General features: G+C 70.0%; 23 protein-coding genes. 13 read left to right on the top strand and 10 right to left on the bottom strand.

Annotated features, from left to right (window positions below; genetic code table 11):
* The first annotated feature begins 81 nt into the window (after positions 1–81).
* From AB0M47_RS16355 to AB0M47_RS16330, 6 genes are all read left to right on the top strand, one after another.
* Positions 82–876, top strand: coding sequence for a carbohydrate ABC transporter permease (locus AB0M47_RS16355; protein ID WP_363413785.1), 795 nt, complete (start codon positions 82–84; stop codon positions 874–876).
* The gene (locus AB0M47_RS16350) at positions 873–2,270 is read left to right on the top strand and encodes a GH1 family beta-glucosidase (RefSeq protein WP_363413701.1); all 1,398 of its coding nucleotides are present in this window, start codon (positions 873–875) and stop codon (positions 2,268–2,270) included. Before AB0M47_RS16355 ends, AB0M47_RS16350 begins: the two co-directional genes overlap by 4 nt.
* Positions 2,271–2,281: 11 nt before the next feature.
* On the top strand, positions 2,282–3,310 hold the full coding sequence (locus AB0M47_RS16345) for a LacI family DNA-binding transcriptional regulator (protein WP_363413698.1): 1,029 nt from the start codon (positions 2,282–2,284) through the stop codon (positions 3,308–3,310).
* 266 nt (positions 3,311–3,576) lie between these two features.
* On the top strand, positions 3,577–4,374 hold the full coding sequence (locus tag AB0M47_RS16340) for an amino acid-binding protein (RefSeq protein WP_363413693.1): 798 nt from the start codon (positions 3,577–3,579) through the stop codon (positions 4,372–4,374).
* A 385-nt stretch (positions 4,375–4,759) separates the two neighbouring features.
* Complete coding sequence (locus AB0M47_RS16335) at positions 4,760–5,797, top strand: GNAT family N-acetyltransferase (RefSeq protein ID WP_363413690.1); 1,038 nt, start codon at positions 4,760–4,762, stop codon at positions 5,795–5,797.
* A 143-nt stretch (positions 5,798–5,940) separates the two neighbouring features.
* Positions 5,941–7,185 (top strand): glycosyltransferase, encoded by a 1,245-nt coding sequence (locus tag AB0M47_RS16330; protein WP_363413687.1) that lies wholly within the window; start codon positions 5,941–5,943, stop codon positions 7,183–7,185.
* A gap of 194 nt (positions 7,186–7,379) precedes the next feature.
* Here the strand turns inward: AB0M47_RS16330 and AB0M47_RS16325 are convergent, their stop codons facing one another.
* From AB0M47_RS16325 to AB0M47_RS16310, 4 genes are all read right to left on the bottom strand, one after another.
* Positions 7,380–8,324, bottom strand: a complete 945-nt coding sequence (locus tag AB0M47_RS16325) for a hypothetical protein (RefSeq protein ID WP_363413684.1) — start codon at positions 8,322–8,324, stop codon at positions 7,380–7,382.
* Positions 8,321–9,361 carry an SPFH domain-containing protein gene (locus tag AB0M47_RS16320; protein WP_363413681.1) on the bottom strand — a complete coding sequence of 347 codons (1,041 nt, stop codon included), beginning with the start codon at positions 9,359–9,361 and terminating at the stop codon, positions 8,321–8,323. Before AB0M47_RS16320 ends, AB0M47_RS16325 begins: the two co-directional genes overlap by 4 nt.
* Positions 9,362–9,424: 63 nt before the next feature.
* On the bottom strand, positions 9,425–10,060 hold the full coding sequence (locus AB0M47_RS16315) for a TMEM175 family protein (RefSeq protein ID WP_363413678.1): 636 nt from the start codon (positions 10,058–10,060) through the stop codon (positions 9,425–9,427).
* Between the two features lie 83 nt (positions 10,061–10,143).
* On the bottom strand, positions 10,144–11,685 hold the full coding sequence (locus tag AB0M47_RS16310) for a M4 family metallopeptidase (RefSeq protein WP_363413675.1): 1,542 nt from the start codon (positions 11,683–11,685) through the stop codon (positions 10,144–10,146).
* A gap of 272 nt (positions 11,686–11,957) precedes the next feature.
* Here AB0M47_RS16310 and AB0M47_RS16305 point away from each other — a divergent pair, with 272 nt between their 5' ends.
* Positions 11,958–12,602: a hypothetical protein gene (locus AB0M47_RS16305; RefSeq protein ID WP_363413672.1), complete on the top strand. Its 645-nt coding sequence runs from the start codon at positions 11,958–11,960 to the stop codon at positions 12,600–12,602.
* 9 nt (positions 12,603–12,611) lie between these two features.
* Here AB0M47_RS16305 and AB0M47_RS16300 read toward each other — a convergent pair whose 3' ends face one another.
* Genes AB0M47_RS16300 through bioB form a run of 5 tightly spaced genes read right to left on the bottom strand, consistent with a single transcriptional unit; the run spans position 12,612 to position 16,714 of the window.
* A complete protein-coding gene (locus AB0M47_RS16300) occupies positions 12,612–13,982 on the bottom strand; it encodes a nitric oxide synthase oxygenase (protein WP_363413669.1) in 1,371 nt (456 codons plus the stop codon).
* A 15-nt stretch (positions 13,983–13,997) separates the two neighbouring features.
* On the bottom strand, positions 13,998–14,630 hold the full coding sequence (locus AB0M47_RS16295) for a lysoplasmalogenase (RefSeq protein ID WP_363413666.1): 633 nt from the start codon (positions 14,628–14,630) through the stop codon (positions 13,998–14,000).
* Positions 14,627–15,493, bottom strand: coding sequence for a sterol desaturase family protein (locus AB0M47_RS16290; protein ID WP_363413663.1), 867 nt, complete (start codon positions 15,491–15,493; stop codon positions 14,627–14,629). The genes AB0M47_RS16295 and AB0M47_RS16290 overlap by 4 nt, the downstream gene beginning before the upstream one ends.
* A gap of 28 nt (positions 15,494–15,521) precedes the next feature.
* Positions 15,522–15,710, bottom strand: a complete 189-nt coding sequence (locus AB0M47_RS16285; protein WP_363413660.1) for a hypothetical protein — start codon at positions 15,708–15,710, stop codon at positions 15,522–15,524.
* Positions 15,707–16,714 carry a biotin synthase BioB gene (gene bioB / locus AB0M47_RS16280; protein ID WP_363413658.1) on the bottom strand — a complete coding sequence of 336 codons (1,008 nt, stop codon included), beginning with the start codon at positions 16,712–16,714 and terminating at the stop codon, positions 15,707–15,709. The genes AB0M47_RS16285 and bioB overlap by 4 nt, the downstream gene beginning before the upstream one ends.
* A 55-nt stretch (positions 16,715–16,769) precedes the next feature.
* Between bioB and AB0M47_RS16275 the strand changes: the two genes are divergently transcribed.
* From AB0M47_RS16275 to AB0M47_RS16250, 6 genes are all read left to right on the top strand, one after another.
* A complete protein-coding gene (locus AB0M47_RS16275) occupies positions 16,770–17,933 on the top strand; it encodes an 8-amino-7-oxononanoate synthase (RefSeq protein WP_363413655.1) in 1,164 nt (387 codons plus the stop codon).
* The gene (gene bioD, locus AB0M47_RS16270) at positions 17,930–18,688 is read left to right on the top strand and encodes a dethiobiotin synthase (protein WP_253756367.1); all 759 of its coding nucleotides are present in this window, start codon (positions 17,930–17,932) and stop codon (positions 18,686–18,688) included. Before AB0M47_RS16275 ends, bioD begins: the two co-directional genes overlap by 4 nt.
* A gap of 51 nt (positions 18,689–18,739) precedes the next feature.
* Entirely contained in the window at positions 18,740–20,437 is a 1,698-nt protein-coding gene (aspT, locus tag AB0M47_RS16265) for an aspartate-alanine antiporter (protein ID WP_363413652.1), read from the top strand.
* Between the two features lie 79 nt (positions 20,438–20,516).
* The gene (locus AB0M47_RS16260) at positions 20,517–22,436 is read left to right on the top strand and encodes a bifunctional aspartate transaminase/aspartate 4-decarboxylase (RefSeq protein WP_363413649.1); all 1,920 of its coding nucleotides are present in this window, start codon (positions 20,517–20,519) and stop codon (positions 22,434–22,436) included.
* A complete protein-coding gene (gene aspT / locus AB0M47_RS16255) occupies positions 22,433–24,124 on the top strand; it encodes an aspartate-alanine antiporter (protein ID WP_363413647.1) in 1,692 nt (563 codons plus the stop codon). Before AB0M47_RS16260 ends, aspT (AB0M47_RS16255) begins: the two co-directional genes overlap by 4 nt.
* A gap of 114 nt (positions 24,125–24,238) precedes the next feature.
* Positions 24,239–25,183, top strand: coding sequence for a DUF3152 domain-containing protein (locus tag AB0M47_RS16250; RefSeq protein ID WP_363413644.1), 945 nt, complete (start codon positions 24,239–24,241; stop codon positions 25,181–25,183).
* On the opposite strand, the gene AB0M47_RS16245 is transcribed toward AB0M47_RS16250, so the two are convergent.
* Positions 25,178–26,311, bottom strand: coding sequence for a cytochrome P450 (locus AB0M47_RS16245; protein WP_363413782.1), 1,134 nt, complete (start codon positions 26,309–26,311; stop codon positions 25,178–25,180). The two genes, AB0M47_RS16250 and AB0M47_RS16245, sit on opposite strands and share 6 nt — an antisense overlap.
* Positions 26,312–26,350 lie beyond the last annotated feature (39 nt).

Raw genomic sequence — 26,350 nt, 5'->3', positions numbered from 1 at the left:
GACCGTCCGCCGGCCCCGCCCGCGGCGAAGCCTCGGCGCCGCGGCCGGGACGTCTTCCAGGCGACCCCGCTGACCTTCGTGATGCTGCTGGCGACGGTCGTCCTGTCGATCTTCCCGCTGTACTACATGATCGTCGTGGCGACCCGTGAGCAAGGCGCGACCAGCTCGGTGCCGCCGCCCCTGATCCCGGGCAGCAGCCTGGGCGACAACATCGGCCGGCTGCTGTCGAACGAGAACGCGGCGTTCATGACGGGCATGGTGAACTCGGCGATCATCTCGCTGACGCTCACCGTCTCGGTCGTGTTCCTGTCGACGCTCGCCGGGTTCGCCTTCGCCAAGCTGCGATTCCGCGGCCGCAACGCGTTGATGCTGTCGATCCTGGTCACCATGATGGTGCCCGCGCAGCTCGGCGTGGTGCCGCTGTACATGATGATGGCCAAGCTCCAGTGGGCCAACCACCTGCCGTCGGTGATCGTTCCGTTCCTCGTCAACGGGTTCGGCGTGTTCATGATGCGGCAGTACGTCAGCCAGTCCGTGCCGGACGAGCTGATCGAGGCGGCCCGCGTCGACGGCTGCAACACCTTCCGGATCTACTGGAGCGTGGTGCTTCCGGCGCTCCGCCCGGCCATCGCCGTCCTGGCGTTGTTCACCTTCATGGCACAGTGGAACGAGTTCTTCTGGGCTTCACTGGCCATGGGCGACCCGTCCAACCCGACCGTGCAGATCTCGCTGCAGCACCTCTCGACGGGGTACTACAACGACTACGCGCAGGTCTTCGCGGGTACGCTGCTGTCAATCCTGCCGCTCCTGGCGGCGTTCATCGTGTTCGGCCGTCAGATCATCGGCGGCATCATGGAAGGTGCTCTGAAGGCGTGACCAGCAATTCCGACTTTCCGGCCGACTTCCTGTGGGGTGCGGCGACCGCGTCGTACCAGATCGAGGGGGCCGTCGCCGAAGGCGGTCGCACCCCCTCCATCTGGGACACGTTCAGCCACACGCCCGGCCGGACGGTCAACGGGGACACCGGCGACGTGGCGTGCGACCACTACCACCGGATGGGCGAGGACGTCGCCCTCATGGCCAAGCTCGGGCTGAAGGCGTACCGGTTCAGCACGTCGTGGTCGCGGATCCAGCCGCACGGCCGGGGTCCGGTCAGCCCGGACGGCATCGACTTCTACTCGCGGTTGGTCGACGAGCTGCTCGAGCAGGGCATCCAGCCCTGGGTCACGCTCTACCACTGGGACCTGCCGCAAGAACTCGAGGACGCGGGCGGCTGGCCCAACCGCGACACCGCCGAGCGGTTCGGCGAGTACGCCGCGCTGACCCAGGCCGCCCTCGGCGACCGGGTCAAGCACTGGATCACGCTCAACGAGCCGTGGTGCACGGCGTACCTGGGCTACGGCAACGGGCACCACGCCCCTGGGCGTACCGACCCGGTCGACGCGCTGGCCGCCGCGCACCACCTCAACCTGGGGCACGGCCTGGCCGTCCGAGCGCTGCGTACCGACGCCGACGCCCGGATCGGGCTCACGCTCAACCTGCACTCACTCCTGCCGCACACCGATTCGCCGGCCGACCTCGACGCGGTACGCCGCATCGACGGCGTCGGCAACCGGGTGTTCCTCGACCCGGTGCTGCGGGGCGCGTACCCGGAGGACGTCGCCGCGGACGTGGCGCATCTGACGGATCTGGAGTTCGTGCGGCCGGGCGACCTCGCGGTGACCAGCGCTCCGCTGGACTTCCTCGGGGTGAACTACTACAGCCGTCAGGTCGTGTCCGGCCCCTCGGGCTCGGGCGAGACCGACTCGCACAGCGGCGCATGGCCGGGCAGCGAGCAGGTGGAGTTCCACCGGCGCGGCCTGCCGGTGACCCAGATGGGCTGGGAGATCGACCCCGAGGGGCTCACCGCGCTGCTGCGCCGGGTGCACCAGGAGTACGGGCCGATCCCGCTGTACATCACCGAGAACGGCGCGGCCTACGCGGACGAGATCGGGGCCGACGGCACGGTGGCCGACCCGGAGCGGATCGACTACATCGGCCGGCACCTCGCCGAGGTCGCCGGCATGATCGGCGAGGGCATCCCGCTCGCGGGGTACTTCGCCTGGTCACTGCTGGACAACTTCGAGTGGGCCTGGGGCTATGAGAAGCGGTTCGGCCTGGTCCACGTCGACTACACCACGCAGGTACGCACGCCGAAGGCGAGCGCCTCGTGGTACGCCGATGTGATCCAGGCGAACTCGCTGATCACCGCCGACGGTACCGGGAAGTAGAGTTCACGGTTATGGCACGTTCCCCGCGCGCCCGGTCAGCCGGGCGCCCCACGCTCGACCAGGTCGCCGCGCACGCAGGCGTCGGCCGCGGGACGGTGTCGCGCGTCGTCAACGGTTCGCCACAGGTCAGCCCGGAAGCCCGGGCGGTGGTGGAGAAGGCGATCGCCGAGCTGGGATACGTGCCTAACCGGGCGGCCCGCGCGCTGGTCACCCAGCGTACGGATTCGGTCGCGCTGGTCGTCTCGGAGTCCGGTGAACGGCTGTTCGCCGAACCGTTCTTCGCGGCGATCCTGCGCGGCATCAGCGCCGCCCTGTCCGAGACGCAGCTGCAGCTCTGGCTGGCGATGGCTCAGTCGCCGGCCGAGCGGCAGCGCGTCGAACACCACCTCACCGACCAGCACGTGGACGGCGTACTGCTGCTCTCGCTGCACTACGCCGACCCGCTGCCGGATCTGTTGGCCGAACGCGGCCTGCCCGCCGTCATCGCGCCGCGCCCGGCCGACGGCGACGGCTACTACGTCGACGTCGACAACGTCGGCGGCGGCCGGATCGCCACCGAACACCTGATCCACTCGGGCCGGACCAAGATCGCCACCATCGCCGGTACCGCCGACATCTCGCCCGGTGTCGACCGGCTCGCCGGCTACGAGCAGGCGCTCAAGCAGGCCAACCTCCCCGTCCGCGACGAGCTCATCGCGCGCGGTGACTTCACCGAGGCCAGTGGGTACGACGCCATGCGGGGACTGCTGTCTCGCGTACCGGAGCTGGACGCGGTCTTCGCCGCCTCCGACCTGATGGCAGCCGGCGCCCTGCGGGCGCTGCGCGAAGCCGGCCGAGTCGTCCCCCGCGACGTCGCCGTGGTCGGCTTCGAAGACTCCGTCATCGCCCGGCAGACCGAACCGCAGCTGACCAGCGTCTTCCAGCCGGTCGAGGAGATGGGCCGGCAGATGGCCCGGATGCTCGTCGACCTCATCCGCGGCGAGGAACCGCCGCGCACGGTCCTGCTGGACACCCACCTGGTCCACCGCTCTTCCACCTAACCCACCCCACCCCTCTCCCCACCCTCCCCCCACCCCACCCCACCCCACCTCCCCACCCCACCCCCACCCCCTCTCCGCGTTGATCATGGAGTTAACTGTGGTCTCGTCGGTGTGTCGGCACCGGAAACACCATGATCAACGCCGCGACCGCGGCCGTGGTCGTGGCCACGGCGGGCGGGCGGCGAGGTGAGCGGAGCAGTGTGCCAAGTGGGCTGGGACACAGTGTCGCAACTGTCCTGAAACGAGCCGGCGCGACAATATGCGCCATGTTGCTGCGGATCAGGGTGGCGTTGCCGGATCGCCCCGGCTCCCTCGGACAGGTGGCTCGGACGCTGGGCGTCGCGGGGGCTGACATCGTGCAGGTCGTCGTACTGGAGCGCGCGGGCGGCCGGGCCGTCGACGATTTCACCGTGGTCTGGCCCAGCGGGGCGAGCGTACGCCGGCTGCTGGCCGGCCTCGGCGCGATGCCGGGCGTACGCGTGGACGGGGTGTGGCAGGCGATCGGAGCGCCCGTGCACGGCGGCAACGACGCCGAGCTGCTCGCCCAGATCGCCGTGAACCCGCTCGACGGACTGGGCACGCTGGTCGACGCGGTTCCGACCCTGCTCGCTGCGGAGTGGGCCGCCGTGCTGGTGGTCCCGGCCGACTGGGCGGTCCGCAACGGCAGCGGCACCGAGGGCCTGACCGCGCTGAGCGCGTCGATCGGCCGCGCCGAGCCGGCCGTCGCCCATGCCAGCTGGCGTGCCCCGCAAGCGCCCCGGCTGCCGGAGGTGACGCCGCTGCGAGCGCGGGCGCTGACCGGCCCCGACGACACCCGGTACGCCGTCGCCCCGTTCGGCCGCGCTGGACTGGTGCTGGTGGTGGCCCGGGGTGGGGTCGAGATGCCGCCCGAGCCGGAGCCCTCGTTCGGCCTCGTGACCGTCGAAGCGGAGGCGCTGCCAGCGCCGGTCGCGGCCGCGTTCCACGCCACCGAGGTCGACCGCATCGCGCAGCTCGTCCGCGCGGCGGCGCTGGTCCTCGGCGACCAGCTCGACCTCGTCTCCGCCCCACCCGTCGCGAAGTGACCCGCCCTACCCGTCGCGAAATGACCAGCCCCACCCGTCGCGAAGTGACCCGCCCGGCCTGTCGCGAAATGACCCGCCCCACCCGTCGCGAAGTGACCCGCCCTACCCGTCGCGAAATGACCAGCCCGGCCCGTCGCGTAGTGACCCGCCCGGCCTGTCGCGTAGTGACCCGCCCGCCAGCCAGCGAAAGGACGGAACCGGGCCGCCCGCGGCGAGGACGAGCGACGTGACTGCCCCATCCGGGAACGAATCGGCCTCTGGGTGAGATCAAGCACAGCAGCTTGGCGATTTCCCCTGGTAACCGGGGTGTAACAGCGGACCATGAGGGTTTAGGGGAGGGGAGCGACGCGGCTCCGAGGTGACGAAACCCTGCGAGGGGGCGGCGATGACCTTGTGGCGGGTGCGAGCGACGATCGACGATCGGCCGGGCTATCTCGCGGTGCTGACCGCCAGTCTGGCGTTGCGGTCAGTGAACATTCTGGCGGTGCAGGTGCACACGACCGAGGCGGGCGCGGTCGACGACTTCCTGATCGACGCCCCGGACCGGTTGACGGAGGCTGATCTGCGCGCGGCGGTGGAGAAGGGCAGGGGCCGGGATGCCTGGATCAGCCCGGCGGACGCACATGGGCTGGTCGACCCGCCGACGCAGGCGCTCGGCCAGGCGGCTCGGCTGATCGCCGCTCCGGAGAACCTGGGCGAGACGCTCGCTGGGCTGCTCGGGTGCGAGGTTGCTTGGCGACCGTTCCGGGAGCCGCAGCGGTTTTCGTCGAGCGAGCTGACGGTGGCCGATCCGTACGGGGGGACGCTGGTGCTGACCCGGTCCACTCCGGTGTTCACGCCGGCCGAGTTCGCGCGGGCGCAGGCGCTGGCCGACGTCGCCGGGCAGGTGACGCGTACGCAGTTGGCCCAGGCCACGTTGCTGTTGCCGGATGGCGCCGAACTGCTGCTGCGTCCGGCGACCCGGGCCGACCTGGACGAGGTCGTCGCCCTGCACGAGCGGTGCTCGCCGGAGAGCTTGTACCGCCGTTATCTCAGCGGTTCGCGGGGACCGTCGGCGTCGCAGTTGCTTCGGCTGCTGGAGCCGCAGCGTGGTTGCGCGCTGGTGGCGGTCGACTCGGACGGCCGGGTCGTGGCCCTCGCCAACCTGGTGGGCGAGGGAGAGATCGCTGAGGCGGCGCTGCTGGTGGCGGACGCCTGGCAGCGTCGTGGTCTCGGCACCGCGCTGCTGCGGCGGCTGATCTCGCTGGCCCGCCCGGCCGAGTTCGCGGCGATCCTGGTGCACACGCAGGCGGAGAACACCGCGATGCTGCGTACGGTGCGGCGGATCGCCGACGCGTTCAGCATCGAGCCGGCGTACGACCGGGATGGCGCGCTCGTGAGCGTCACGCTCGCCCTCACCGAGAGCCGCGTCCCCGCCCGTTAGGCCCAGATCATGGATGTGCAGGCTTCCTCGGGTCCCGGAAGCCTGCACATCCATGATCTGACGGGAAGGACGATGCGAGAAGTTTCGCCGCCGCACACTTGCGCGCTACCCGCACAACGCCGGGAACCCGTACCAAAAGCGACATGACGCAGCAGCTCATCGCCCCGGTACCGGTGGTCGCCAGGGTTCAGCGGGTCGCCCATTTCACCGACACCTACCTCCCGCGCCGCGACGGGGTGGTGACATCGCTGCGAACCCTGTGCGACGCGCTGACGGCGGACGGCTGTGAGACCGTAACGGTCGCGCCCCGGCACCGGTCCCAGAATCCGTGCCCGGAGCTGCTCACCCTCGGCTCGGTGCCGTGCGGCGTCGCCGATCTCCGGCTCGGCGGGTGGCCGCGCCGCGTACACCTCGAACGATTCGCGGCGTGGCGGCCCGACCTCATCCACGTGCACACGCCCGGCCCCATGGGTCTGCTGGGGACCATCGCCGCGCGACGGCTCGGCCTGCCGCTTGTCCACAGCTATCACACCGACCTGTACGCGTACGCGGACGCGTACCGGATTCCGGCACGTGCGATCGAACTGGGCCTGACCTGGTACGCCAACCGCATCGGTGTCGAGCCGCCGAACCCGGATCCGGCCCGGTCCCGGCGGCATGCGGCGATCGACGGGCTGAACCGGCTGCTGCTCGACGACGCGGCGGCGGTGGTCGTCCCGACGCCGGCCGTGCTCGCCCGTGGCGGGCTGCCCGTCCCCGACGAGCGGATCTTCCTCGTCCCGGCCGGGGTCGCCCCGCGTACGCCGTCGGCGGCGGACGTCGCGGAGTTCCGCCGCCGTCAGGGCGTCCACGATGGACCCCTCGTCCTCTTCGTCGGCCGGGTGAACCGGGAGAAAGGCGTCGACCTGTTACTGGAGGCGTTCGCCACGATCACGCGTACGCTGCCCGCCGCCCAGCTGGTCCTCATCGGAGCGGTCTACGAACGCCGGTGGCTGGCCGGGTTGCTCCAGTCGACCGGGGTCGCCGACCGAGTGGTGGTCACCGGCCAGCTCCCGCCCGAGGAGGTCGCCGCCGCGTACGCCTCGGCCGACGTCTTCGCCTTCCCGTCGCGTACCGACACCCAGGGGCTGGTGTTGCAGGAAGCCGCCCTGGCCGGGGTGCCGAGCGTGCTCGCCGACGCGCAGCTGCACCGGACCGGGGCGCTGGGCAGCGCGACCAAGCTGGCCGAGCCCACGCCCGAGGCTTACGGACGGGCGTTGGCCGAGCTGCTCACCGACCCCGAAGCGGCCGGCCGCCTCGGCCTGGCGGCCCGGGAACGTGCGCTGCTGCACACCCCCACCCGGTACGCCGCCGCGATGCGCGACGTCTACGACCGCGCCGCCCGCTGACCCACCCCGCTCCGCTCGCGCCCCCGCTCGCTCGCTCGCCCCACCCCGCTCGCGGCCGCTCGCTCGCCCCACCCTTCAGCGCTGGATCACGGATCTGGGTCGAATCTTGGGCCATGATTCGACTCAGATCCCTGATCCAGCGGAAACGCGGAGCGGGGGCGCGAGCGGAGCGGGGGCGCGAACGGCGAGGTGGGTCATGCGACGACGAGGTTGAGGTGTTGCTCGGCCAGGCCGATCGACACGCGCTGGCCCCAGGTCAGGGTGAGGTGATCGGTTTCGATGCCGTCGGCGAAGCAGACGAGCTGTTCGCCCTCGCTGACCAGTTCGAGCTGCTGGCCGGCGCCGAGCGAGCCGGCTGTCAGGGTGACGCCGGTCGCGGGGGAGGGCCAGGCCTCGCGGACGAACCAGGTCAGTTCGCGGTCCTGTGGTGCGGGCAGCGTCGGCGAGCCGGACCGTTCTCGGGAGATCGAGGCGCACCAGCCGGTCGCGCCGGTGCCGGTGCCCACGACGACGCCCGACGAGGAGTGCCGTTCGCGGCGTCCCTCCGGTGTGGACACCGAGTAGCGGGCCGACTGGTGGGAGCCGTGGCCGAAGTAGATCTCGTTCAGCCCGGTCAGCCGCTGCCCGTCGTCGAGGACGGCGACGGCCATGGTTCGGGACTCGACCCTGGCCGTCCCGGTGACGACCGACGGGAGCAGCTGGGCGGTGGCGTCGGCGGTGACCCGCACCAGTACGCCGGGATTCCGGCCGGGTTCGGGGTCGACGCCGACGACGGGCTGCCCGGACAGGTACTTGGCGACGTTGGCGACCAGGCCGTCCTGGCCGACCGCGACGACGATGTCCTCCGGGCTGAACAGGAACCGGGGCAGGTCGGCACGGTCGACCGCGCCACGCCGCCAGTCGGCCGGGATCGCGGCGCTCACCTCGGTCAGCGCCGCGTCCAGCGCGTCGTGGCGGGCCTGCACCTCGTCCAGGCTGCGGCCACGTTGGCGCAGGAAGTAGCCGGCTGCGCCGCGCGTACCGTGGCGATCGAGCAGCTCGGCCAGCTCGCTGCGCCGGGAGACGACCACCACCCGAGGTGCGAGCGTGACTGACCGCACTCCTGGCGGCTCACGCAAGCGTTCCCCGGCGTAACTCATCGGGACTCCGTGCCGCCCGACAGCTTCGCGAGCAGCTGGGTGAGCACGTCCGGCGTGATGGTGAGCGACTGGATGTCGGGCAGCTGCCCGGCGAACTCCTGCACCGTCAACGCCTGCAGCACGCCCGGCGGCAGATCGCGGTACGCCCCGACCCGGGCGGCTTCCTTCTCCGCCTCGGCGAGGCCGACGACGCGTACGGCGTTGGCGCGGGCGTCGGCGAGCAGCTTCTCCTGCTCGGCCTGGGCCGTCGCGGCGACCCGCTCCCGTTCGGCCGCACCCTGGGCGGCGGCGAGCTGCGCGGCCGCGTCCAGTTCGGCCTGCCGCCGCGAATTCGCGCCATGCTGCTCCACGAGCTGCTGCTCCCGGCGGGCCAGCTCGATCTTGTTCTGCAGCTCGTTCTCCGCGATCGCCCGCTCCTGCTCGACCGCTTGCGCGCGGCGGGCGTACGTGGCGCGATCGGCCTCGGCCTGCACGGTCTCCCGGGTCGGCGTCTGCAGCGCCCGCTCCAGTTCCGGCTCCGGCCGGATGGCGACGACGCGGGCGCTCACGACGGCCACCCCGAGGTCGGCCAGCCGCGGGTCGTCGGCGAGCGCGGCCGACACCGCCTCGCGTACCGGGGAGATGCCGGCGGTCAGCGCCTCGGCCAGCGGCAACCGGGCCAGCAGGTCCAGCGCGGGCTGCTGAGCCAGCTCGGCGAGCAGCGTCGCGACCTGGTCGAGCGGCCGGGAACTCGCCACGCCGGTCTGCGGGTGGATGGAGAAGTCCAGCCGGGACGCGGCCACCGCTGGTTCGGCGACCCGATAGGTGACTGTCGCCTGCACGGTCACGTCCGTGAAGTCACTGGTCCGCGCGTGGAACAGCAGCGGCAGCTCCCGATCGTCGACCGGCACCTCGCTGAGCACCGCGGTCAGCGGGCGATACCAGAAGGACAGCCCGACTCCTTCGCGCTTCACCTTGCCCTTGGCGTGATGCCGAACCCAGTTGGTCGGGGTGCTGCGCAGGTGCCGCAGGAAGAACCTGCGGGAGATGTCGGCCATGACTTCCCTTCCGGGACGACTTTCCGGGGTGACGACCTCCGCGGTGAGGTGCGCGCAGTGATGCTACTGAGCCGACGCACGCTCCAGGCGGCTCCGGCGGATCCGCATGCCGACGCTGGAGATCGGCCAGGCGCTGATCCAGAAGAAGGTCGCCCAGTCCGAGTTGACGAACGCGATCGGAATCGACAGGCCGAACGCGACCAGCAGCGCGGACGCACCGAAGATCATGTTGCCCGGAGCCGTCGCGGGCGCGTCCTCGCTCCACAGCTTCTGGCGCGTCGCCGTCAGCACCATGAGGATCCAGACGACGGCCCACAGCACCATCACTCCGGAGTAGAAGATCGGCCCGGCCGGGAGGTCGCCGAGCCCGGTGAGGATCTTGGTGGCGAAGGGCATCAGGACGATCGTGAACAGGCCCAGGATGTTGAGCCAGATCATGCCGTAGGTCAGCCGCGCGATCTGCTGGAACATCCGGTGATGGTTGAACCAGAGCGTGGCGATCACGGCGAAGCTGATCAGGAACGCCACGTAGTCCGAGCCCAGGTACTCCTGGAGCTGGTGGACCCACTCGTCGCCGCTCGGCACGGGCAGCTCGATGGCCAGCAACGTCAAGGCGATGGCGATGACGGCGTCGGAGAAGAAGATGACGCGTTCCAGGCCATGGCCGGACTCGGGAGCAATCTTGGGGCGTTCGGTCACGGCGTCATTCTGGCGTACGCCGCTGACACGTGCGGCCCCCAGGTAGGTCCCAGGGGCCGCACAGAGTCGCACAGAGTGATGCCTTACGACACGTTCACGGCGGACCAGGCGGCCGCGACGGTGGCGTACTCGGTCGAGCCGGAGCCGTAGAGGTCGGCCGCGGCGGACAGGGTGGCCGTACGCGCGCCGCTGTACGCGGTGCGCGTGGTCATGTACACGGTCAGCGCGCGGTACCAGATCGCGCCGGCCTTGGCGTTGCCGATGCCGATGACGGTCGCACCGTTGCAGGTCGGGCTGGTGCCCCACGAGGAGGTGCCGCTACCGACCGCCAGCAGGTAGAAGAAGTGGTTGGCGACGCCCGACGAGTAGTGCACGTCGAGCCGCTTGACCGAGCTGGACCAGCAGTCGGCGGACGCGCCGTCCTTCGACGGCTGGTCCATGTAGCGCAGCGGTACGCCGCTGGTCCGCAGCTCCTCACCGATGAGGTAGTCGCCGGGGTCGTTGGCGTTGCCGGCGTAGAACTCCACCAGGGTGCCGAAGATGTCGCTGGTCGCCTCGTTGAGGCCGCCCGACTCGCCGCTGTACCGCAGGCCCGCGGTGTTGCTCGTGACGCCGTGGCTCATCTCGTGCCCGGCCACGTCCAACGAGGTCAGCGGGGTCCAGCCGGTGCCGCCGTCGCCGTAGGTCATGCAGAAGCAGGAGTCGCTCCAGAAGGCGTTGGTGTACCCGCTGCTGTAGTGCACCCGGCTGTACGCCGCCACGCCGTCGTTGCGGATGCCCGTGCGGCCGAACGTGTTCTTGTAGAAGTCCCAGGTCATCGCCGCGCCGTAGTGGGCGTCGACGGCCGTGGAGTTGCGGTCGCTCAGCGTGCCGTTGCCGAAGACGTTGCTGGTCGAGGTGACCAGCGTGCCCGTGCCGGTGGTCGCCCCGAACAGGTCGTACGTCTTGTGGCCGCCCCGGGCGGAGTCGTTGAGCTGGTACGCGCTGCCGCTGAGCACTGTGCCCACCGCGACGTCGCCGTTGTGGAAACCGTGGCCGACGCCGTCGGTCTGCACGGTGTCCCACGCGTCACGGACAGCGCCCGTCTTCGCATCGACCAGGACGTGCAGTTCGCTCGGGAGCCGGTCGGCGGCCACCCCGCTCACGACGACCTCGTACGCCAACGCGGTGTCGGCGCCGTCCGCGTCGACGACGAGCTGAGTGCCGTCGACATGCCGAGACGCCGCGCGCGACGCGTTCAGGGCGGCGGTCGCGGCCTGCGCCGCGGACAGCGACGGTGTGGTGGACAGCGTCAAGCCGCCGCGCAACGCGTGGCTGACGCCCTTCCAGGAGTTGCCCTTGCCGAGGTGGACGACGGTGTCCCCACCGAGGACCGGCAGGCCCTGGTAGTACCGGTTGACACGGACGTGCTCGGTGCCGTCCGCGTCGGTCTGCACGTTCCGGAGCGAGAACGACTGTCCATTGGTGACAGCGCCCGGCGCCGCGTGGTTCTTGAGCTGGGCGACGGCTCGGCTGAAGGGACTGGGTGCTGCGGGGGCGGCGAGTGCGACCGGCGAAGCGGCGGCGAACAACGCCACTCCGGCGACCGCGGCACCCAAGACGGGGGTGATCCGGCGGATGGACAAGGTTTTCCTCCCTTGGTCAGGCGGACCGGGGCTGAGCTACCTCGCCACGGTCCGTCCGGGTTAGTCGTCCATCGGCCGGTAGGCCAGGACGGCTGAACAGAAGGATGCTCAGGTATGGCAGGTTTGTAAATATGGCGATGAAAGAATTACTCAGCGTCAGCTTCGCCGGGTTCCCGACAGTCGGCGCGCTTCCGCAGGGTCGGGGCCGGGCATTAGGCTCGCCGCGCTGAGTAAGGCTGAGTAAGACGGACGACAGAAGGCTGGTTCCGACGATGGCCGTGGTACGGCGTACCGGCACGATCCCGCAGCAGGCGAAGCCCAAGGACACCAGCGGGCAGCAGACCACCGCACCCGCGGACGCCGAGACCGCGGCGGTCCCGACGATGCCGGCCCACCTCTGGGCCTTCGGGGTCGGGCTGGCGCTGGTCGGCGGCGGCCTGCTCGCCGCCTGGGCGATCTGGGCGAACGGTGCGGTGAACACCTTCCGCGCCACCAGCGAAGGGTCCATCTTCGCCGGTCTGGTCGTGGTGACCGCCGCTGTCGAACGCGTACTGGAGCCGTTCACGCGGTGGCTGCCGGGCCGCACCGCGCAGCACCGCTACGACTGGGCGCTCGCCGCGATGGAGAACGGCGCCGGCACTACCGCCGCGACCGCCAAGGCGAAGGCCGACCTGGAGCAGGCCAAGGCGGACAAGGGCATCATCGCCTGGGGCCTGGCCACCGGGTTGGCCACCGTGATGTCGGCCAGCGGCGGTTTCTACCTCCTGCACATGCTCGCGGAGAACCCGCAGTGGGACGCCGTGCCCGCCTGGGTCGACTCGCTGATCACCGGCCTGATCGTGGGCAGCGGGACGAAGCCGGTCCACGACCTCATCAGCCGGGTCCAGCAGAACAAGGAGAAGGCGCAGCTCGTCTGACCGGTCCGGTCAGACCTTGCGGTTGCCTCGAAGCCAGCCCTTGCGCATCGGCCCGGCGTCGGGACCGCCCAACGCCAGGGACTCGGCCAACATGGGCACCTCCCGAGTGATGTCGTCATAGTCCGGCGCCGCTGGGCGTACCGCTGGGTGATCTCGAGTGCGCTGCGCGGGAAGCGAGTGAGCCCCGGGCGGGGCGACCGAGGCGCTGGCCGCGGCGTGGAACGGGCAGCGGGAGAGATCCTTGGCGCTCTCGTCGAGGTAGAAGTTGGGCTTCAGGTCGGCCTCGGGGTAGTACCGGTGGAAGACCGGAGTGGCGCCACCGGACAGCGGCGGGACGATCCAGGACCAGTCGGCCGGGACCGTCCGCCCGGCCTTCTCCTCCTTGGCGATGTGCGTGAGGAAGTGCCGGGACTCGGTGTGATGGTCGGCGATCTTCACCCCGGCCCGCTCGAAGGACCACAGCACCGCGCGGTTCAGCTCGACCAGCGCGCGGTCGCGCCACAGGCTGGACTCGCGCGTGGTGTCGAGGCCGAGCCGCTCCGCGATGATAGGGAGCTGGTCGTAGCGATCGGCGTCGGCGAGATTGCGCGCGCCGATCTCGGTGCCCATGTACCAGCCGGAGAACGGCGCGAGTGGATAGTTGACGCCGCCGATGGTCAGCCGCATGTTGCTGATCGCGGGCACCGCGTGCCAACGCAGGCCCAGCTCGGCGAACCAGGCCAGGTCGGGATGCGTGAGCGGCACCTCCAGCACGGCGTGCTCGGGCAGCTCGAACAGGCGCGGCTCCTGGCCGGTCTCCTGCAGGACCAGCGGCAGGATGTCGAACGCGCTGTGCTTGCCCTTCCAGCCGAGCTCGGTGACCGCCTCGGTGAAGTCGGCGTACAGGGGATCGCCGGTGCCGTCCCGATAGCCCGCGTAGCGGATCAGCTGCTCGTTCCACAGCACGGTACGCGACCGGCCCGGCACGGCCTGCGGGAAGATCGAGATGACCGGACGGAGCCGGCCGCGGTTCTTACCCTGGCCGGCAGCGATCTGCAGGTGCTGGACGAGCTGCTCGGCGGTGGCGTCCACACCGGACACTCCGCGCAGATCGCGTACCACCAGGCTGTTCCAGTAGAGGCGGCCGATGCAGCGACTCGAGTTGCGCCACGCCATCCGGGCCCCGTGGACCAGTTCCGTCCGGGTGTGCGCGTACGTGCCGAGCGCGTCGATCTGTTCGCGTACCTGCTCGACGCGGGCGGCGACGAGTCGCGCGTCCACGCCGAGCCTGGGTTGTTCGGCGTACAGCTGTCGCAGGAAGTCTTCCGCCTCGTCCGGATCCGTTGGCTCGTTGTGGAACTGAGTGAGGGGGGCGTCGCGATAACCGGGGGCCGGGCTCATCCGGTCATTTAAGGGTTACGATGAGTTGTCCATGGCGGACACCTTGTGCGACTGGTCTGTCCGGGTTGCCGCCGTTGCGAGCAGGACCTGCGCTAACGCATAGGTGACCATCACCCAGACGTCCGGCCCCGGCAGGTCGTGATCGGCCAGGCCCATGGCGATGAGGGTGTCGGACAAGACGAAGAACGCCCCGCCGAGTCCGGCCCGCAGGCCCAGCCGGGCGGAGGTCGCTCCGGTTGTGAACAACAGCAGCGAGTAGGCGGCCACCGGGATCTGCAACCCCCCGAGATCGGGCCACAGCCAGGCGATCAAGCCGATCCACACGACGGCGTAGACGCCGGCGATCCACGTCTTCCCGGCGAAGGTCCCCCGCCGCACGAAGTACGCGATGTAGCAGACGTGCGCGGCCCCGAAGAATCCCATGCCGACGAGGAAGAGGACGTCGGGCCCGGAGAACTGGAGCGCCACGTCCCCGGCCGCCGACAGCAGCAGGGCGGCGACGACGAGCCGCGGTCCCCGGCGCAGCACGACGTAGAGCGCCAGGAGCGGCATGAGCAGCGGCTTGGTGGCCCATTCCGCCCAGGTGACGTCGAAGGCGGAGACGACGATGTGTGTCACCGCGAGGACGGCGTACAGCGCGAGGATCACTTGCCGGCCCCCTCGGACTCGGCGGGCGCCGCCGGTTCCCAGCCCGGTCCGCCGAAGATCCGGCCGAGCCGCTCCCGCCAGGTACGCGCGGCGCGCAGATCCCGGCCGATCGAGGCGTACTCGTGGAAGGCGACGCGCAGCGGGTTGTAGGTGCCGATGTTCTTGGTCAGCCCGTAGACGGGCCGTTCGATCTCGGGGGCGAACGAGCCGAACAGCCGGTCCCAGACGATCAGGATGCCGCCGAAGTTCCGGTCGAGATAGCCGCCCTGCGAAGCGTGGTGCACACGGTGGTGCGACGGCGTGTTGAGGAGGAACTCCAGGGGCCGGGGCAGCTTGTCGATCCGCTCGGTGTGGATCCAGAACTGGTAGACGAGGTTGACGGAGCTGCAGAAGGCCAGCACCGCCGGGTGTACGCCCAACGCGATCATCGGCAGGTAGAACAGCCAGCTCGTGAACCCGGTCCACGGCTGCCGGAGCGCGGTGGAGAGGTTGAAGCGGCGGCTCGAATGGTGCACGACGTGCGACGCCCACAGGACGCGGATCACGTGGTGACTGCGGTGCGACCAGTAGTAGAAGAAGTCCTGGGCGAGCAGGCAGACCAGCACCCACTGCCAGGTGATCGGGACGTGCAGCGGGGTCACCAGGTTGATCGCCGAGTACGCCAACGCCGGGACGATGCCCCAGAGCAGGTCGAACCCGAGGCTGCCCAATCCCATGGACAGGCTGGTGGCGGTGTCCTTGGCGGCGTACCCCAGCTCGTCGTCGTCCGGGTGCAGCCGGTACGAGATCGCCTCGAGCAGGGTCAGGAGGATGAACGCCGGGATCGACCAGAGGACGACATCGGGCAGGTCAGGGACGGGCATGCGCGGATACTAGTGAGTAACCCTCGCGTTAGGAAGAGGCGCCGGACCGCTCCCCGTGCTCGACGCAGGTCGCCGACCAGCCGGTCGGGACCACCTGCACCTTCATCCGGCGACCGCACTCGGCGCAGTATCGCGGCGGCTCCAGCTCCAACGCCGTCGCGCACCCCCCGTGATCTGCGACGGCGGGCTGACCGCATCGACCGCAAAAGGGGGTCATAGCGTCGCCGACAGCGCCTTGACCGGCATCTTCAGTTCGGCGAGCAGCTCCAGGTCCTGGGTCGCCGGCCGGCCGAGCGTCGTCAGGTAGTTGCCGACGATCACCGCGTTCACCCCGCCGAGCAGGCCGTCGCGCGTACCCAGGTCGCCCAGGGTGATCTCGCGGCCGCCCGCGTACCGGATGATCGTCCGCGGCATCGCGAGCCGGAAGGCGGCGATGGCGCGCAAGGCGTCCTTGGGGTCGAGGACCGGCTGGTCCTCCAGGGGCGTGCCGGGGCGGGGGTTCAGGAAGTTCAGCGGGACCTCGTGCGGGTCCAGTTCGGCGAGCTGGACCGCGAACTCCGCGCGCTGCTCGACGGTCTCGCCGAGGCCGAGGATGCCGCCGCAGCAGACCTCCATGCCCGAGTCGCGGACCATCTTGAGGGTGCCCCAGCGCTCTTCCCACGAGTGGGTGGTGACCACGTTCGGGAAGTACGTCCGGCAGGTCTCCAGGTTGTGGTTGTAGCGGTGCACGCCCATCTCGACCAGCTCGTCGACCTGCTCCTGGCTGAGCATGCCGAGGCTGGCCGCGACGTTGATGTCGACGGCTTCCTTGATCGCCTTCACGCCCTCGCGCATCTGCGTCATGAGCCGGGTGTCGGGGCCGCGGACGGCGGCCACGATGCAGAACTCCGTGGCGCCGGTGGCGGCGGTCTGCCGGGCCGCCTCGACCAGTGACGGGATGTCCAGCCAGACGGCGCGCACCGGGGAGGAGAACAGCCCCGACTGGGAGCAGAAGTGGCAGTCCTCCGGGCACCCGCCGGTCTTCAGCGAGACGATGCCTTCGACTTCGACCTCCGGCCCGCACCAGCGCACGCGTACCTCGTGCGCGAGCTGCAGGGCGTCGGCGATGCGCTCGTCCGGCAGCCGCAGGATCTCCAGCACGTCGGTCTCGTCGAGGCCGACGCCCCGCTCGAGAACCTGCTCTCGCGCGCGTACGAGGATGTCACTGGGGATGTCGGTCATGGCCGTACCCTACAAGGTGCCTTAACCAACGCTCACCTGGAAGGGGACCCGCGCAGTGTCCGACTGGCAGGCCACCCTCGCGCGTAAGGCCGAGCTGCGGGACCGGGCCGGCCTGCGGCGCGAGCTGCGTCCCCGCCCGGCCGCCGAGCCGATGGTGGACCTCGCCGGCAACGACTATCTCGGGCTGTCCCGTCACCCGCAGGTGATCGCCGCCGCGAGCGCGGCGCTCGACGCGTACGGGCTGGGTGCGACCGGTTCGCGACTGGTCCGCGGCACCACCGAGCTGCACACGGAGCTGGAGCAGGAGCTGGCCGCCTGGATCGGCGCCGCCGACGCCTTGGTGTATTCATCCGGTTATCTTGCGAATCTCGGCGTCGTCCGGGCCCTCGTCACACCGCAGACGGTGCTGATCGCGGACGAGCACGTGCACGCCAGCCTCATCGACGGCTGCCGGTTGGCCGGGGCGCGGACGGTCACCTATCGGCACGCCGACCCGGACCATCTGGCGAGCCTGCTCGGCGAGCACAGGAAGGCAGTGGTGCTCACCGAGTCGGTGTTCTCCGTCGACGGGGACCTCGCGCCGCTGCGGGAGCTGCACGACGTCGCGCGCGCGCATCACGCGCTGCTGCTCATCGACGACGCGCACGGCCTCGGGGTGGTCGAGGACTCCACCGCCGGGCTCGCGGGCGCCGACGACGTGGTGATCACCGCCACCCTCTCCAAGGCCCTCGGCGGCGCGGGTGGCGTGGTCGCCGGACCGTCCGCGCTGGTCCGGCATCTGATCGACACCGGCCGCACCTTCATCTTCGACACCGCGCTCCCGCCGGCCGTCGCCGCCGGCGTCCGCGTGGCCGCCCGCCTCGCGATCACCTCGCCCGAGCTGCGGGTCGAGCTCCGTTCGCGCAGCTTGTACGCACACCGCCGGCTGGCCGACGCCGGCTTCCGCGTACGCCCAGCGGCTGCGTCGGCCGATCCTGCGTCCGCACCCCCGGCCCGAGTGAGCGGACCGGCCGGGGGCATCGTGTCGGTGGAGGCGCCGTCGGCCGAACTGGCGGCGACCTGGGCCGCCGAGTGCCGGCGGACCGGGGTGGCGGTAGGGTGCTTCCGGCCACCGTCCACTCCGGACCATGTGTCCCGGCTGCGCTTGACGATCAACGTCGGGGTGCCCCGGGCGGCCTTCGAGCAAGCGCTGGAGAAAGTCGTAGAGGCAGCACCATGAACACCCCCCTCACCACCCCCGTCACCGGTCCGGTCATCGTCACCGGGACGGACACCGGAGTCGGCAAGACCGTCGTGACGGCCGCCATCGCCGCCTGTGCCACCGCGAGCGGACTGCGGGTGGCCGTCGTCAAACCCGGCCAGACCGGCGTCGACCCGGCCTACGGGGAGGTCCCCGACGAGGAGGTGATTCGCCGCCTGGCGGGTCCGGCCACCACTCGGACGCTGGCGTCGTACCCCGATCCGCTCGCCCCGCTCGCGGCGGCCCGCGTCGCACAGTTGCCGCCGCTCGACCTCTACACCGTGCTGGACGAGGTCAAGCGGCAGGCGGCCGAGCACGATCTCGTCCTGGTCGAGGGCGCGGGCGGGCTGCTGGTCCCGATGGGTCCCCGGCTCGCCGACATTCCCGGCGGCGGCGCGTGGACGGTCGCCGACCTCGCGGTGAACCTGGGCGCCCCGGCCGTCGTCGTGGCGCGCGCCGGACTCGGGACGCTGAACCACACGGCGCTCACCTTGGAGGCGCTCGAGCGGCGGGGTGTCGCCGGTCTGGTGGTGCTGGGCGCGTGGCCGGCCGAGGTCGAGCTGGTGCATCTGACCAACCTCGACGATCTGCCCGGTGACCTGCACGGCCTGCTTCCAGACGGGGCCGGTTCGATGGAACCGGGCGTGTTCCGGCGCAGCGCGGCCGGGTGGCTGACGGAGACGCTCTACGGCAGTTGCGACGATCCCCGGCTGCTCGCCGAGGACGATTACTGATCTTTTCGAATCACCTCCTCCGGGTAGGGCATTTGCCGTAATTTGCCTGGTATGTGGCATTGGTTCAAGGAGTCGATGCAAGCTCATCCCGAGCTTGCGATCTTCCTGACCCTCGCCCTGGGCTTCGCCATCGGCCGCCTGAAGGTCAAGGGCATCACCCTCGGCTCGGTCACCGGTACGCTGCTCGCCGGTGTCCTGGTCGGGCAGCTGGACATCCAGATCCCCGACCTCGTCAAAACGGTGGCCTTCATCGCCTTCCTGTTCGCCCTCGGCTATCGGGTCGGGCCGCAGTTCTTCGCGGCGTTGAAGAAGGACGGCGTACCGCAGCTGGTGATCGCGGTGATCGGCTGCGTGTTCGGCCTGATCGTCGCCTACGTCATGGCGAAGATCATGGGCTACGGCCCCGGCTGGGGCGCTGGACTGCTGGCCGGCGGGCTGACGCAGTCGGCGGTCATCGGCGTCGCGACCGACGCGATCAACGGCTCGTCGAGCATCCCCGACGATCAGAAGCAGACCTTCGTCAACCAGATCCCGGTCGGGTACGCCGTCTGCTACCTCTTCGGGACGGCGGCTGCGGCGTACTTCCTGTCGCAGTTGGCGCCGCGGATGCTGGGCACGAAGGACCTCGCGGCCGAGTGCGCCGAGCTGGAGAAGAAGCTCGGCACGTTCAAGGACCCCGACAGCCAGCCCGCGTACCGGCAGGTGGTGCGGCGGACCTTCCGGGTGTCCGAGGGCTCGGAACTCGACGGCAGTACCGTCAAGGCGGAGGAGGCGCTGGCCAAGAGCCGGGGCCGCCGGATCTATCTCCAGCGCTACCGGCGCGGGGACGAGCTGGCCTTCACCACACCCGACACCGTCCTGCGGGCGGGCGACGTCGTCACCGTCACGGCGAACCACAGCGACTTCATCCACGGCGAGATGAACGCGGTCGGCACCGAGGTCGACGACCCCGAGCTGCTCGGTTACGACGTCGAGACGCTCTCGGTCGTCCTGATCAACAAGAAGCTCGAGCGGCGTACGCTCGCCGAGCTGGCGCAGGAGGACGAGGCGCGCAACCTCTTCGTCAAGAAGATCGTGCGGGCCGGCGTCGAGATCCCGTTCGGCCTGACGACCGTCCTGCACAAGGGCGACGAGCTGACCGTCGAGGGCCCGAAAGAACTGGTCGAGCAGGCCGTGCCGGTGCTCGGCAAGCCCAACCGGAGCAGTGACGAGACCGACTACTCCTATGTCGGTCTCGGCATCTTCCTCGGCGGCCTGATCGGCATCCCGACGGTGGCCATCGCGGGCGCGAAGATCGGCCTGACCACCAGCGGCGGCGCGCTCATCATGGGCCTGATCTTCGGCTGGCTGCGCTCGCGGAACCCGACCTTCGGCCGGTTCCCGCCGGCCGCGGAGTGGCTGATGGACACCGGCGGCCTGTGCATGTTCGTCGGCATCGTCGGCATCCAGTCCGGCCCGGACTTCATCTCCGGGGTCAAGAGCGAGGGACTGGGGCTGCTCTTCGCCGGTCTCGTCGTGACCCTGCTGCCGATGTTCCTGACGCTGTTCCTCGGCAAGTGGCTCTACAAGTGGCCCACTGCCACGAACCTCGGTTCGACGGCCGGCACGTTCACCACGACGGCGTCGATCGGGGCGGTCTGCGACACGGCGAAGAGCCGAGTGCCGGTGCTCGGTTACACGGTCCCGTACGCGATCGGCAACACCCTGCTCACGATCTGGGGCGCGGTCATCGTCGCCCTGCTGTCCTAACCGGCAGCAGCAGCCGGCAACACCATCTGGCAAAGCAGCTGGCAACAGCATCTGGCAACGCACAACGGGGGGAAGAGAAATGGCTACGTCGAGGGCCGAACAGAAGCGACTGGAGTCGCTCAGCCCGTTCGAGCTGAAGAACTCGCTGATCGAGCTGGCGAACGACAACGTGAAGCTCGAAGCGGTCACCATGCTCAACGCCGGCCGGGGCAACCCGAACTGGATCGCGACCGAACCCCGGGAGGCCTTCTTCCTGCTGGGCAGGTTCGGCATCGAGGAGTCCCGGCGGGACTGGGACGAGTGGGACGGCGTCGGCGGCATGCCGGCCAAGGCCGGGATCGCCCAGCGTTACCGGGCCTTCCTGCAGGCCAACCGGAACGAGCCGGGCGCCTCGCTGCTTCAGCGCAGCTTCGACTACGGCGTCAAGAAGCTCAAGTTCGACCCGGACGCGTACGCCTGGGAGCTGGCCGACGGCGTGATCGGCGACCACTATCCGGAGCCGGACCGGATGCTGACCCACATGGAGAAGGTCGTCCACGCGTACCTGGTGCAGGCGATGTGCGGCGGCAAGGCGCCGAAGCAGCCCTTCGACCTGTACGCCGTCGAGGGTGGCACGGCGGCGATGTGCTACCTGTTCGACTCGGCGCTGATCAACGGAATCCTGAACAAGGGCGACACGATCGCGATCATGACGCCGATCTTCACGCCCTATCTGGAGATCCCGCATCTGGAGCGCTACCAGTTCAACGTCGTCGAGCTGAAGGCGTCCCGGTTCGACTCCGAGGGCTTCCACACCTGGCAGTACGACCCGAGCGAGCTGGACAAGCTGGCCGACCCGAAGGTCAAGGCGCTGTTCCTGGTGAACCCGTCGAATCCGCCGTCGGTCGCGTTGTCGCCGGAGTCGCGGGCGCACATCAAGCGGATCACCGAGACCTCGAACCCGGGCCTGACGGTCATCACCGACGACGTCTACGGCACCTTCGTCGACGGCTTCGAGTCGCTGATGTCGACGGTGCCGAAGAACACCATCGGGGTGTACTCGTTCAGCAAGTACTTCGGCTGCACGGGCTGGCGGCTCGGCGTCATCGCGGTCAACCGGGACAACATCTTCGAAGGCAAGCTGGCGAAGCTGCCCGCCAAGCGCAAGGCGCAGCTGAACGAGCGCTACTCCTCGATCACGCTGGAGCCGGAGAAGCTCAAGTTCATCGACCGGCTCGTGGCCGACTCCCGGCAGGTCGCGCTGAACCACACGGCCGGGCTCTCCCTGCCGCAGCAGATCCAGATGGGGCTGTTCGCCCTGTTCGACCTGCTGGACGAGCAGCGCACCTACCAGGAGACCTGCCAGACCATCATCGCCCGGCGGATGCACGCGCTGGTCAAGGGGATGGGCGTGCAGCTGCCCAAGGACCCGCACGCGGCGCACTACTACGTCGAGCTGGACCTGATGAACTACGCCGAGCGGTATGTGAGCCCGGAGTTCGCGAGCTGGCTGGCGCAGAACTTCGAGCCGGTTGACCCGGTCTTCCGGCTGGCCGAGAAGGGTTCGGTCGTCCTGCTCAACGGCGGCGGCTTCGACGGTCCGGAGTGGAGCGTCCGGGTGAGCCTGGCGAACCTGCGTTACGAGTCCTATCAGGACATCGGCAAGTGGCTCCGGGAGATCATGGAGGACTACTACGCCGAGTTCGAGAAGACCTCGGCGGGCACGCCCGCCCGAAAGGCCGTCGGCACCAAGAAGGCCGTAGCCACCAAGGCGGCAGCCACCAAGGCTTCAGCCACGAAGGCCGCAGCCACGAAGTCCACCGCTACGAAGGCCGCGGCCACCAAGAAGGCGGCGGCGAAGCGGGCCCCGGTGAAGAAGGCCGTCGCCAAGGCGCCCGCGAAGAAGGCCGCGACGGCGACGGCGAAGAAGGCTCCGGCCAAGAAGACGACGGCTAAGAAGTCGACGGCCCGGAAGACCACAGCCAAGAAGGCTCCGGCCAAGGCCGGGTCGAAGCGGTGAAGGACTGGCTGACCGATCTCTTCAAGTCGGTCGACGGGCTGGTGCTCTTCGTCTGCCTGGCGCTCGGCTTCGCGATCGGGAAGATCAAGTTCTGGAAGATCTCGCTCGGCGGCGTCGCCGGTACGCTGATCGTCGCGATCTTCGTGGGCATGCTCGGCGTGACGCTCAACAGCCAGGTGAAGAACATCGCCTTCGCCATGTTCATCTTCACTCTGGGCTACATGAGCGGCCCGTCCTTCTTCGCCAGCCTCAACAAGGCCAGCCTGAAGTACGGCGTCTTCACGCTCATCGAGGTGGTCACCATCTTGGTGGTGGTGAGCCTGGCGACCGTCATCCTCGGACTCGACCAGGGCACCGCGGCCGGCCTGCTCGCCGGCGGCGCGACGGAGTCGGCGGTCGTCGGTACGGCCACCGACGCGATCGGGAAACTCGATCTACCAGCCGATCAGATCAGCACGTTGCAGGCCAACGTCGGTACGGCGTACTCGATCTCCTACATCATGGGCCTGATCACGATCGTGCTGCTGACCAGCCAGATCGCGCCGGCGATCATGCGGATCAACCTCCGCGACGAGGCCGACAAGCTCTGGAAGAAGCTGGGCGGCGGCTCGGAGGAGGAGGGCGCCACTCCGGCGCTGCCGGACGTGGTGGGCCGGGCGCACGAGGTGACGATGGCGGCCGGGCAGACCGTCGGCCAAGTCGAGGGCGTCCTCGGCCGGGGCGTGGTCGTGGAGCGCATCCAGCGGCAGGGCGAGGCGGTCGCGGTCCAACCGGACACCCGGCTCGCCTCGGGCGACCTGGTGCTGTTCAACGGCCGCAGGGAAGGCCTGCTGGACGCGGACCAGATCATCGGGCCGGAGCGGGCCAGCGTGAGCGGCTTCAACGTCGACCTCGACGTCCAGGAGGCCATCCTCACCGCGCCCGGCTACGGCGGGAAGTCGCTGGGCGACCTCCGGGCGGACATCCCGGAGAAGGAGCGGCACGGCATCTTCCTCACCGGCATCACCCGGATGGACCACAACCTGCCGGTGCAGAACGGCACTCAGATCAACACCGGCGACACGCTCAAGTTCACGGGCATGAAGAGCGACCTGAACAAGTTCGTGCCGCGCGTGGGCTTCAAGATCGACCCGACGGTCAAGATGGACATCGTCTTCATCTCGATCGGCATCATCCTGGGCATGCTCATCGGCAAGATCGAGGTGCCGCTCGGCGACATCCCGCTCTCGCTCGGTACCGGCGGCGGCTGTCTGCTGTCCGGTCTGCTGTTCGGCTGGCTGCGGGCCAAGAACCCGAAGCGCGGGCAGTACGCCCCGGCGGCGGCGCAGGTCGTGAAGGATCTCGGGCTGGCCACGTTCATCTGCGCGGTGGGCCTGTCCTCGGGTCCGGAGGCGATCGACCTGATCAAGAAGTTCGGGTTCGCGCTGCCGATCTCGGGCATCCTGGTCACCCTGATCCCGGCCTCGATCTCGCTGCTCGTGGCCTGGAAGCTGATGAAGCTGCCCGCGCCGCTCACCTTGGGCGCAGTCGCCGGTCAGCAGTGCTCCACCCCGGCCGCCACGGCGGTCCAGCAGGCGGCGGGCAACGCCACGCCGTTGATGAGTTACACCATCGTGTACGCGTTGTCGAATGTGGTGCTGCCGTTGCTGGGTCCCATCGTGGTGGCCCTGTCCGGAGCCCTCAACTAGCGACCTTCATCGCTGCGGCATCACGACGGCACGAGCGGGAGGCGACCGAGTCATCGGTCGCCTCCCGCTTTCGCATGGTGGTAACCTCCGCGGATCTGGTTCGGGGAGGACGCGATGCGGCGATTCTGGGTACCAGTGGTGACCGCGCTGGTCTGCGTGACCGCGCTCGCAGGCTGCAAACCGGCAGCACCCGATGAGCTGGCCGGCGGGCCGGGTGGCGCCGAGCCGAGCGCCGTCGCGACGACGAGCGCCGGCAGGACCGCCACCGAGAAGCTCCCGTTGGGCGGTGCGGCGACCGAGACCCCCGGGGTGACTCCGACGCGGACGACGACCCCGTTGCCTCGGCACAGTCCTGCCAAGATCCTGTCGACGACGCTTCCGGCGAAGTCGGAGCGTGGCGTCGTCGTGCCGCAGGCGCCCAAGTTCGAGGTGCCTCAGCACGGCGCGGGCACCTTCGCCATCGCCACCGGCAGCACGGGGATCGTGGGCGGCGGCGAGACGCTGGTGAAGTACCAGGTCGAGCTGGAGCAGGGCATCTCTTGGGGCACCGTGTCGCCGTGGACCGTGGCGAGCTTCGCCGCCGCCGTCGACGGAGTCCTCGCCGACCCGCGCGGCTGGATCGCCTCGGCCGCGCATCCGGTCACCGACGCGGACGAGGGGATGAGCAACGAGTCCTGGTCCTTCCAGCGGGTCAGCGACGGGTCCTACGGCGTACGCGTCCGGCTGGCGACGCCCGACACCGTCGATCGGCTCTGCGCCTCGGCGGGGGTCGACACCGAGGGCGTCTACTCGTGCCGCTATGGCAAGAACATCCTGATCAACTTGGGTCGCTGGCTGTACGGTGCGGTCGACTTCCGAGACATGGCGGCGTACCGGCAGATGGTGATCAGCCACGAGATGGGGCACTTCCTCGGCTTCGACCACATGCTGTGCCCCGGCGCCGGTCAGCTCGCGCCGGTCATGCAGATCCAGACGATCGCGCTCGACGGCTGTCTGCCCAACCCGTATCCGTTCACTGTGGACGGGCGGTTCGTCATGGGGCCGTGGGCGCCGTCATGATCGCCGGATCTGGAAGGCGTCCGGCATCCGGAAGCTGAGGTTGTCGGGGCACCACGGCGCTCGGACGACGTCGATCTCGCGGACGAGGGCGGCGGCCTCGGCGACGACCACGGCCGCCTCCATGCGGGAGAGCTGAGCGCCGACGCAGCGATGCGCGCCCGCGCCGAAGGCGAGGTGCCGCCGGGAGCCACGCTGGCCGGGGACGAAGTCCTGCGGATGCGGGGTCACCGACGGGTCGCGCCCGGCTTCGGCCAGCCAGAGCAGGATCGAGGCCCCGGCCGCCACCTCGACGCCGCCCAGCGAGACCGGACGCGTCGCGACCCGCCGCCAGGTGGTGATCGGCGGCACCAGGCGCAGCCCTTCCTCGACGACGTCGTCGACGCTGACGGTTCCGCGCGCGAGCCCGGTCACGATGGCCGGCTCGGTCGAGAGCCGGTGCAGCAGCAGCGTCAGGAACTGCGACGTCGTCTCCTGCCCCGCGACGAGCAGGAAGAACAGCGCACCCACGACGAGATCGGGGTCGCCGAGGGCGCGCAGCCCGGCGATCATGCCTTCGCCCTGCTCGGCGTGCTTACGGAGGACGGCGTGGTAGTGCCCGACCGTCTCGGCCAAGGCTAGCTGCCGGTCGAGGTCGACGGGCGCCCAGAACAGTTCGAGGGCGGCCCGGGAGAACTCCTTCACCACGCGTACGTCGTCGTCGGGGAGGTCGACCAGCCGGCCGAGCACCAGGAGCGGCAGGTCCGAGGTCAGGTCGGCGTACAGGTCGACGGTCTCGCCGGACCGCAGCCGGGTCGCCAGGGCGGCCACCCGTCGCCGGACGATCCCGGTCAGCCAGTCGGCCTGCGCGGCCACTCGATGCGGATGGAGCGCCTGTTCCGCCAGGGCTCGGACGGCCGGATGCGACGGGGTGCCGTTGTTGGCCAGCGTCGGCGGGAGCCGGAAACCGTGCCCGGCCAGTACGCGTAAAGCCGCGACCGGGATCGAGGTCACCGCGTCGAGCGCGTTGTCGGGCGCGAAGGTCTCCGGATCGGCGAGCACCTGGCGGACGAGGGCGTGCGAGGAGACGAGTATGTGGTCGCCCTGGCGCACGACGGAGGACTCCGCCGACGCTTCCCAGGTCCGAAACAGCACGTCATGGAGAGTATCCGGCGACCGGCGTTGACAGCG

This window comes from Hamadaea sp. NPDC051192 (genome assembly GCF_040682475.1).
In the GTDB taxonomy this organism is placed as follows: domain Bacteria; phylum Actinomycetota; class Actinomycetes; order Mycobacteriales; family Micromonosporaceae; genus Hamadaea; species Hamadaea flava.
The sequence above is the reverse complement of the archived record's forward strand: the minus strand, read 5'-3'. Positions and strand labels throughout refer to the sequence as shown.